This is a genomic window from Psychrobacter sp. 16-MNA-CIBAN-0192, from assembly GCF_040309565.1.
Classification (GTDB): domain Bacteria; phylum Pseudomonadota; class Gammaproteobacteria; order Pseudomonadales; family Moraxellaceae; genus Psychrobacter.
Window position 1 is genome coordinate 1 of the sequence record NZ_JBEOOX010000086.1, and the last position, 328, is coordinate 328.

Below are 328 nucleotides of genomic sequence, written 5' to 3' on the forward strand. Positions count from 1 at the left end.
TAGCCAGTGCGGTAGAGTCAGAGGGGTATATTTATGCTCCGTAACATTCAATTTCATCGTTTATCACAATCTACTCGTGGTTTTACTTTAATCGAACTTGTTATTGGCATGATGGTGATCGGCATTGCGATAGTGATGCTCACCAGCATGTTGTTTCCGCAAGCGGACAGGGCGGCAAAAACCTTGCACAGAGTGCGCTCGGCCGAGTTGGCTCATTCGGTAATGAATGAAATATGGGGTAAGCGTTATGATCAAAATACCAATCCCAATGGCGGTGTCCCAGCCTGTGATAGTTCAGCAGGTTCAGCTTGTTCTTATGCTTTAGCAG

1 protein-coding gene is annotated in these 328 nt (G+C 46.0%); it reads left to right on the plus strand.

What is annotated here, in order from left to right; genetic code table 11:
• Positions 1-33: 33 nt before the first annotated feature.
• A partial coding sequence (locus AAEY78_RS12465; protein ID WP_352339655.1) for a type IV pilus modification PilV family protein occupies positions 34-328 on the plus strand: 295 nt, incomplete at its 3' end.